The 7892-nt window shown below is 63.3% G+C and carries 10 protein-coding genes; 6 read left to right on the top strand and 4 right to left on the bottom strand.

Going from position 1 to position 7892, the window contains the following annotated elements; all coding sequences use genetic code 11:
- Nucleotides 1–278 precede the first annotated feature (278 nt).
- The 6 genes from AYR66_RS13405 to AYR66_RS13380 all read left to right on the top strand — a co-directional run bounded on the left by AYR66_RS13405 (nt 279) and on the right by AYR66_RS13380 (nt 5986).
- Nucleotides 279–1043: a C39 family peptidase gene (locus tag AYR66_RS13405; RefSeq protein WP_088707892.1), complete on the top strand. Its 765-nt coding sequence runs from the start codon at nt 279–281 to the stop codon at nt 1041–1043.
- A gap of 29 nt (nt 1044–1072) precedes the next feature.
- On the top strand, nt 1073–2068 hold the full coding sequence (locus AYR66_RS13400; RefSeq protein ID WP_088707891.1) for a transporter: 996 nt from the start codon (nt 1073–1075) through the stop codon (nt 2066–2068).
- 15 nt (nt 2069–2083) lie between these two features.
- Nucleotides 2084–3715 carry an OmpP1/FadL family transporter gene (locus AYR66_RS13395; RefSeq protein ID WP_234814895.1) on the top strand — a complete coding sequence of 544 codons (1632 nt, stop codon included), beginning with the start codon at nt 2084–2086 and terminating at the stop codon, nt 3713–3715.
- 9 nt (nt 3716–3724) lie between these two features.
- Complete coding sequence (locus AYR66_RS13390) at nt 3725–4270, top strand: DUF2059 domain-containing protein (protein WP_088707890.1); 546 nt, start codon at nt 3725–3727, stop codon at nt 4268–4270.
- A 61-nt stretch (nt 4271–4331) separates the two neighbouring features.
- Nucleotides 4332–5465, top strand: a complete 1134-nt coding sequence (locus AYR66_RS13385) for an AraC family transcriptional regulator (protein WP_088707889.1) — start codon at nt 4332–4334, stop codon at nt 5463–5465.
- 125 nt (nt 5466–5590) lie between these two features.
- The gene (locus AYR66_RS13380) at nt 5591–5986 is read left to right on the top strand and encodes a hypothetical protein (protein ID WP_088707888.1); all 396 of its coding nucleotides are present in this window, start codon (nt 5591–5593) and stop codon (nt 5984–5986) included.
- 8 nt (nt 5987–5994) lie between these two features.
- On the opposite strand, the gene AYR66_RS13375 is transcribed toward AYR66_RS13380, so the two are convergent.
- The 4 genes from AYR66_RS13375 to AYR66_RS28900 all read right to left on the bottom strand — a co-directional run.
- Nucleotides 5995–6264, bottom strand: coding sequence for a hypothetical protein (locus AYR66_RS13375; RefSeq protein WP_088707887.1), 270 nt, complete (start codon nt 6262–6264; stop codon nt 5995–5997).
- A 130-nt stretch (nt 6265–6394) separates the two neighbouring features.
- Nucleotides 6395–7081: a YceI family protein gene (locus tag AYR66_RS13370; RefSeq protein ID WP_088707886.1), complete on the bottom strand. Its 687-nt coding sequence runs from the start codon at nt 7079–7081 to the stop codon at nt 6395–6397.
- Nucleotides 7082–7090: 9 nt separating this feature from the next.
- Complete coding sequence (gene folE / locus AYR66_RS13365) at nt 7091–7660, bottom strand: GTP cyclohydrolase I FolE (RefSeq protein WP_088707885.1); 570 nt, start codon at nt 7658–7660, stop codon at nt 7091–7093.
- Between the two features lie 18 nt (nt 7661–7678).
- Nucleotides 7679–7892 (bottom strand): hypothetical protein (locus AYR66_RS28900; protein WP_170942308.1); only part of this gene is annotated, 214 nt, incomplete at its 5' end.

The following is a 7892-nucleotide window of genomic DNA, read 5'->3' as shown; positions in this document are numbered from 1 at the left end:
GCGAACCCCGCCATTCGCGGGGTCCAGAGCGCATGGCGGGTTTCGCTTCGCTCTACCCACCCTACGTTCACTCTCCGGAACTTGACCAAAGAACGCCAGACTTGACGCTGCGCAATCCATAATCATCCGATCGGACGAGCTCTCCTTCCTCCCTTCACTCGTACATTAGAGCCACTCGGCAAGCTTGAAAAAAGCCGAGAGTGCATCTACCGATCGCGAGGCACATCGCGACGGCAAGCATCATCCATACGAGGAGAAGACATGAAGGGGAACGACACATGTTCGTGATCTTGCTTGGCGCGCTCGCGTTCGGTATCGCCCAGGCCGGCATCGCGGAGCGGTTCGAGGTCAAGGACCGTCCCGAGGGGCAGTACGAACTGCCGCAATCCATGGTCGGCGGAGCGCGGATCACCGAGCCGGTGCGCATCGAACCGTACTCGCAGCTCAAGTTCCAGAATATCGTCAGGCAGGCCTATGACTACAGCTGCGGATCGGCGGCGCTGGTCACGCTGCTGGTGAATTACCTCGGCCTCGACGTCAACGAGCAGCAGGCGATGGAAGGCATGCTCGAACGCGGCGAGAAGGAAAAGATCATCGAGCGCCGCGGCTTTTCGCTGCTCGACATGAAGCGTTATGTCGCGTCGCTCGGCATCGAGAGCGGCGGCTTCCGCGCCGAGGTCAAGGACCTGCTGGCGCTCGACCATCCGGCCATCGTGCCGATCGATTACGCGGGCTTCAAGCACTTTGTCGTGTTCCGCGGCATCCGCGACGAACTGGTGTACCTCGCCGATCCGTCCGCCGGAAACATCGTCCTCTCCGTCGACGAATTCGCGTCGCTGTGGGACCGCAACACCCTGTTCGTCCTTTACCCCCAGAAGAACCGGCCGGCGCTCGGAAAACTTGCGCTGACCGACCGGGAACTCGGCGTGTTCGACATGGACCGCGTCCGGGACCAGGCCAACCTTCAACCGCTCGGCAACGCATACCTGATGGAACGCGCGGTCAACTCGGGTTTCGGCGGCGTCTACCTTCGCCGCAACTGAGCACATACAACATATTCTAGGGAGTCGTCATGAACATTCGTCCATTGCTTGGATTCATTGCTGCTGCGCTGATGCTGCCCGCGTATGCGCAGCAGGGGGGCGCCGACACCTCGGCCGCGCGCGATGCATTGAAGAAGCAGGAAGGAGACACCGACCAGACCTCGCTGCTCAAGCAGACGCTCACCGCGGTCGACAAGCAGTACTCACTCATCAAGCGCGGCACGATCGCGTACACGTATGACCTGAGCTATTCCTATACCGGGCAGGAGCGCATCAACGCCGACATCAGTTCCGGCCAGCTCACGCTGTTCGAAATCAACAACGACAGCGCGCACCAGATCACCAATACCCTCTCCGTGGATTACGGCGTGCGAGACAACCTGACAGCCAGTCTCAGCCTGCCTCTGGTGAGCAAGTATTCGGAGAATCCCGGTTTCGACGGCTTTTCGCATTCGCTCGGCGACATCGGCCTCGGCGCGCGCTTCCAGCCCTTCGAGGCCAAGCGCGGGCGGCCTTCGCTGACATTGACCGGCAACTTGCGCCTGCCGACCGGCAAGAGCCCGTTCAAGGTCGATGCGAAACAGGATCTCGCGACCGGCTCCGGCGTGCCTTCACTGACGGCAGGCGTGAACGTGAACCACATTGTCGATCCGGTCGCGCTGTTCGGCTCGCTCAATTTCACCTATAGCGGCGATGCAAAGGATCTCGCGCAGATCCGTGGCTCGCGCGTGCTGACGCGCGTGGATCCGGGTCCGAGCATGGGCTTCGGTTTTGGCTTCGCGTATGCGCTTTCCTACGGTATCTCGACCTCGTTCTCGATCCAGGAATCGATCTCGCGCGGCACGACACTGCACTTCCTCGATGGCGGACGCGCGAAGACCAAGACGCAGACCTCGGGCATGATGAACTTCGGCCTCGGCTACCGCATCTCGCCGAAGACCACGCTCAACTTCACCGCGGGTATCGGCCTGACCAACGACTCGCCCGACTTCACGATGGGCGTCAGCATGCCGCTCTCCTTCTGACCGGGCAGGCGCACGATGAAGACCTGCCCGCGCCAACAGAGGCGAAAGCGGACACGGCTGCTGCCGCTCGCCGGCATGCTGCTCTCGGGCGCGCTGCCGGCCGCTCACGCGGCATTGACGGACAACCTGCTGACCAGTCCGGTCGCCATGTCGCTCGGCAATGCGGTGACGGCCGATCCGCCCGGGACCGATGCCATCCATTTCAACCCGGCGGGCCTGACGCACATCACCGGCGAGGTGCATTCCCACTCGTTCGGCGCAGTGTCGCTGCGCGCGCCGGCATCCTTCCGGCAGGGAGAGAACTTCAGCATCGGCGGCTTCACGGACGATCCGCTCGACGGCACGTCGACCGGGCCGATGCGCCAGCGGGTCTACATCCCGGGCATCGGCCTTCCCGGCTGGAGGCTGCCCGGCGTGATCCTGCCGGGGCTGGGGATTGCGTACAACAAGGAGGGCTCGCCGTTCACCTGGGGCGTCGGCAATTACATCAGCCAGGCGATGAGCTCGGATCGCACCAAGGATCCGAACGATCCCGGCCGCTTCGCCGGCAAGGTGATGCACCTGCAGCGGCTGGTGTTCGCCGCGCCGGCGGTCGGCTACAAGATGTCCGATACGCTGAGTGTCGGCGCGTCGGTGCCCCTCGCGCACCAGGCCTTCGTCTTCAATACCGACATGCGCATGCCCAACGAATTGCTGGGCATCGTCGGCAAGGTGCAGCAGGGCTGGTGTCCACAGAACGGCGGCAACATCGTCGACACCTTCACCTTCGGCCTGTGCGGCGGCGGCGATGAGGGGCGGATCAATCCGTTCAAGAAGGCGGCCAGCATCGACCTGAACATGACGGCGCATGTCGACCCCACCATCAACATCGGCCTGCTGTGGGAGCCGCTGGACTGGTTCGGACTCGGCATCGTGTACCAGGGCGGCTCGAAGACCAAGGTGTCGGGGCAGTACACGATCCGCGCCGAGCCCATGCTCAGGCGCTTCGTGGAAGGCATGAACTCCAGCCTGCTGGGGCCGATCGCGGCCGGCGTGCTGGGCCTGCCGCAGTCCATCCCCGAAGAGCAGAAGGGCAATGTCAGCGCAATCATTCCCTTCCCGCACCGCCTGCAGGTCGGCTTCAAGATCAAGCCGACGGAGCGCCTGCAGTTCAATGTCGATGCCAACTATGCGGACTGGAAAAGCTGGGATGCGCTGACCCTGCAGTTCGACCAGAGCATCAAGCTGCTCGAAATGGCGCGCCTGTTCGGTGTGCCGGATTCCTCGAAGCTGTCGCTGCCGCGCGGGTACAGGAACACGCTGCATTTCGGCTACGGCATGCAGGCGAAGGTGAGTGAAAACCTGACCCTGCGCTTCGGCTACGAGCCGCGCAAGAGCTCCATCCCGCAGGACAAGCTCGACCTGGTGGCGCCGCTGCCGGACACCAAGCTCTACAGCGTCGGCGCCAATTACAAGATCAGCAAGGAAATGGATATCAGCGTGGCCGCGAGTTACATGTCGGGCGATTACCACGTCCCGGCCAACGGCAGCTGCAACATGAACTGCGACAAGTTCTTCAACATCGTCTACAACCCGTACGCCGGCCTGGATGTGACCGGCGGCATACGCGTCCGCTACTTCGGCGTCACGCTCACAAAACGCTTCTAAGGAGACAACATGATCAAATCCGCCATCGCCGTTACCCTCATCGCCGTTGCCGGTGCCGCCAGCGCCGCAGGCACATCCAAGCCTGTGCCGCCTGCCAAGCAGGAACTGGTGCAGCGCGTGCTGCAGCTGTGGCAGGTCGAGGCCCTTGCACAATCCATGCTGCAGGACTCGGTGACCGACGCCGTCGGCCAGGCGCGCGCGGTGCTCCAGGCCCGCGTGCCTGCAGAGCGGCGCGACGCGGTGATGCGCGAGGTCGCAACGGATGCCAAGAAATTCCTCGACGAAAACGGTCCGGTGGTGCGCGCCAGCGCGCAGAAGCTGGTGCCGTCCACCGTCGCGCCGATGCTTGCCGAAAAATTCACCGAAGAAGAACTGCGCCAGATCATCGCGATGCTCGAATCGCCGGTGAAGAAGAAGTTCGAGGAAATGGTGCCCGAGATGCAGAAGGCGCTCGGCGCGCAGGTTGCCGCCGAATCGCGCACCGTGATCGACCCCAAGCTCGACGATTTCCGCCAGCGCATCAGCTCCCGCCTGCGCACCGCGATCACACCGTAACGCATGCTGGGACGTTGCGTGCGTCCCGTCCAGTAAACGACACAAGAACAAGGGGAACAACATGACATATTCGTCGGCGATCGATCTGGTACGCGGCATCAGGACAGGCCTCGCAGCGCGCGGCCTCGATGTGGATGCGTTCTTCCGGAAGGCCGGGCTGGAGGAGTCCGAATGCATGGCGGACGATGCGCTCACGCTGTCCGACAAACTGAGCCACCTGTGGGAAATGGTCACCCTGGCATCGGGCGATTCGCTGCTGGGCGTGAAGGCGGCGCTGCCGCAGCCGCTCGACCGCTCCGGACTGATGGGGCACATCATGCGCGCCTCGCCCGACGTGAAGACCGCCATCGAAAACCTGGTGCGCTACACGCCGCTGGTGTCGCCCTCGGTGCACAGCACGATCGAGCAATCCGGCGGCAGCACGCGTGTCAGCCTGCACCTTCCCGGCGGACAGCGGCGCGTGCCGCAGCAGCATTACGATTTTGTATGGTGTCTCGTGCTGCGTACCTTGCGTGCCGCCGCAGGGCGGGGCGACCTGAAGCCGGTGCATGTCAGTTACGCCTACCCGCAGCCGTTGGATGTACGGCCCTATGTGGACGCGTTCGGCTGCACGGTGCAGTTCGACATGCCGGCCAATACCATGCAGTTCGACGATGCAGACCTGACCGCGCCGATCAGCACCGAGAACCCGATGGCGGCCGACTGGGCACTGCGCATGCTGGCCGACCTCGCCCAGGCGCAACGCAACTGGACGCTGCGCATGCTGGCCCGTCTGGAGAAGCCGCAGGCCGACAATACCTTCAGCAAGCGCGTGCAGGGCCTGCTTGCCGGCATGCTGGCCCAGGGCGAGCCCTTGCGCGAGGAAGTGGCGAGGCGGTTGATGATGAGCGAACGCACGCTGCAGCGCAGGTTGTCGGAAGAAGGCACCAATTTCACGCAACTGGTGGACGACACGCGGCGCGAGATGGCGTATGCGTACCTCAGGAAAGGCGAGGTCTCGCTCAAGAAACTCAGCTTCCAGCTCGGCTTCTCGGACCCCAGCGCATTCTGCCGCGCGTGCAGGCGATGGTTCGGTCGTTCGCCGAAGGAAGTGCAGCAGCGTGCGGCGGCGCCTGATTTCATGCCGCTGGCGTCCGTCATGCAGTTCGGCGACGGCGGCCGCGTTGAAACCAAACTGAATTTCCAGGGGCAGTGAGCGTTGACCCTCCGCGGTGCGGCGCCCGCGGAGGATTTTTTCGACACGCGGTTACGCTTGCTTACAGATATTTCCCGGTGGCTGTACTAAGGTGGTTACTGTCTCGCTCCACCGGCAGTCCCGCCATGAAACCTGTTCTCCTGTTGCTTTCTGCGCTTGCCGCATTTCCCGCTTTCGCCGTTGATCCGGATTCGTTCAGGGAGCGCGTACTGCTCGCAAGAGACGCGCAAGACGACGAACAATTCCATTCCTACACGGAGCAGATGGCGCGTGAAGCGGGGCAGCATTTCGCGCACACGATGCGCAAGTGCTGGACTCAATCGCAACGCGATCCGAAACCCTTCGTGCTGGTGGCAGACATCGGGGCGGACGGACGGCCGCATGATGTGGCGGTAAAGCCGGCGCATGGGGCAGCGCGTTGTTTTGCGTCGGGATTTGCGGCGGTTCGTTACCTGCCGCCGCCGGAGTATCCGGACAGGGATGGCTTTCCCGTCATGGTCCGCATTGGCGGACACAAGTAGCGCTTCGATTATAGCGTCAGGTACCAGCCGGCCAGCGCAAGGAAAACCGAAATCGGCGCGCACATGGCGATGAGGCAGATCTTGCGCCGTGCCGCTTCGCGCAATTCGCCCTGCACACGCGCGGTGCGCTCGGGGAAGACGGTGAAGATGCGCGTCTCGACGCGCGGAAGGATGTCCGGAGTATGCGAGGCGATGTGTTCCGCAGGTTGAGCCGACTCCGTACCTGTGCTGCGAAGCACTGTGCCATGGGCGGTCCTGAAATCTGCGGTAACGGTCATGCCTGAGCTCCATTCCAGAATAGCAACGGAGGCGAAGTATAGGACCTCTCCGGCGTCTTGAAATCAAATGGCGCCGACGGCGTTGGATTTCCTTGACTCGGATCAGAATAATAATTTCAGGCAACAGGATTCATTGGCGAAGTGCCACGATCCGGTAGCGCAGCGCAAGACTGTCCTGCACCTGCAGTGCGCCGCCGAGGACGGAGAAGGGCGTGATGCCGAAGTCGCTTTGCGCGATGGTCATGCTGCCGCTGACTGTCATTTTTCTGTCGGCGTGTTCGATATGTGCTGGCGTGTCCACCTCGAGTGTACGCCCGTGCAGCGTGATGGCCACGCGAAGTGTTGCCTCATCCTTGCGCGAGATGCGAACCAGTGCATATGGATGGTGTTCCGCTTCCAGCACCTTCTCCAGCATGTTGCGGCGCGTGCCCTCGATCGCCTCCGCCGATACCGGTTTGTCCATCCCCCATTCACTGCGCAAGCCGGCCTCGTCGACCGTCAGGCGTGCCAGCGGAACGAACAGGTCCGCGCGTGCGTCGTGGGGCAGCACATATCCCTGCACGTCGCGGCTGGCCACCACATGGTCATGCCCGAGTCCCGCCAGCGGTCCGCCGCGGCGTACTTCGATGGCGACGACAGAGGCGGCCGGATCGACAAGCAACACTTCGAGACCGCGTGCGCGGGCGTCGTTGTAGTAACTGCGGGGGAAGTCTTGCGGGACGGGTGTCCCGGCAGGTTCCGCCGGGACTGGCGTGCGTGCCACACATGCCGCCAGCAGTGCCGCCGGCAGGAGCAGGAAGGCGCGTGCGGCACGCATGCGTGGAGGTCAGTCCTTCTCGCGGGCGAGTGACAGGAACTCGGTGCGCAGGCCGAGGTTGGTGCGCATTTCGCCGAGCAGGGCGGAGGTCACGGTTTCCTCGCCCGGGGTGCGGATGCCGCGGCTTTCCATGCACATGTGGCGGCAGCGGATCACCACGCCCACCGACAGCGGCTGCAGGTGTTCCATCAGCGAATCGGCGATCTGCACGGTCAGGCGTTCCTGCACCTGCAGGCGCTTGGAGAAGCAGTCGACCAGGCGTGTCAGCTTGGACAGGCCGACGATGCGGCCGTTTGGCGTGTAACCCACAGTTGCGGAGCCGAAGAAGGGGGCGAGATGGTGCTCGCAGTGGCTGTAGACCGGGATGCCGCGCACCACGATCAGCTCGTTGTACTTTTCCGCGCCGTCCTCGAATACCTTCAGGATGTCGGCCGGGTTCTGGTCATAGCCGGACGTCCAGTGCTTCCACGCCTTGTCCACGCGCTCCGGCGTGTCGCGCAGTCCCTGGCGGTCGGGGTCTTCGCCGAGGTGGCCGAGCAGGCGGCGCCAGTCCTCGGTGGAAAAATTCTTGTCGCTCATATGTCTTGCCCCGATCGATTAATGGTGATGGTGGTGCGACCAGTTCGCGCCGCCCGATGCCAGGAAGGACTCGACGGCATCTTTCTGGCCGATGGCATGCAGCTTGACCTCGCCGCAGGAGCAGATGCCCTGGTAGGGCTGGATGTGCGAGCAGGCAGATACCTTCTGCAGGTAGACCGTGACCGGCTTGGTGCATTTTGCGCACTTGAAGGTCAGCGTGCGCGCGGGTTTG

Source organism: Noviherbaspirillum denitrificans, assembly GCF_002211445.1.
Taxonomy (GTDB): domain Bacteria; phylum Pseudomonadota; class Gammaproteobacteria; order Burkholderiales; family Burkholderiaceae_D; genus Noviherbaspirillum; species Noviherbaspirillum denitrificans.
Note: the sequence above shows the minus strand (reverse complement) of the source record. Positions and strands in the feature narration are given on the sequence as shown.

Excerpts from the sequence above, each read along its gene's own strand:
- AYR66_RS13370 (WP_088707886.1), bottom strand. The coding sequence starts at position 7,081 with ATGCGTGCCGCACGCGCCTTCCTGCTCCTGCCGGCGGCACTGCTGGCG.
- folE (WP_088707885.1), bottom strand. The coding sequence starts at position 7,660 with ATGAGCGACAAGAATTTTTCCACCGAGGACTGGCGCCGCCTGCTCGGC.
- AYR66_RS13380 (WP_088707888.1), top strand. The coding sequence starts at position 5,591 with ATGAAACCTGTTCTCCTGTTGCTTTCTGCGCTTGCCGCATTTCCCGCT.
- AYR66_RS13400 (WP_088707891.1), top strand. The coding sequence starts at position 1,073 with ATGAACATTCGTCCATTGCTTGGATTCATTGCTGCTGCGCTGATGCTG.
- AYR66_RS13390 (WP_088707890.1), top strand. The coding sequence starts at position 3,725 with ATGATCAAATCCGCCATCGCCGTTACCCTCATCGCCGTTGCCGGTGCC.
- AYR66_RS13405 (WP_088707892.1), top strand. The coding sequence starts at position 279 with ATGTTCGTGATCTTGCTTGGCGCGCTCGCGTTCGGTATCGCCCAGGCC.
- AYR66_RS13395 (WP_234814895.1), top strand. The coding sequence starts at position 2,084 with ATGAAGACCTGCCCGCGCCAACAGAGGCGAAAGCGGACACGGCTGCTG.
- AYR66_RS13375 (WP_088707887.1), bottom strand. The coding sequence starts at position 6,264 with ATGACCGTTACCGCAGATTTCAGGACCGCCCATGGCACAGTGCTTCGC.
- AYR66_RS13385 (WP_088707889.1), top strand. The coding sequence starts at position 4,332 with ATGACATATTCGTCGGCGATCGATCTGGTACGCGGCATCAGGACAGGC.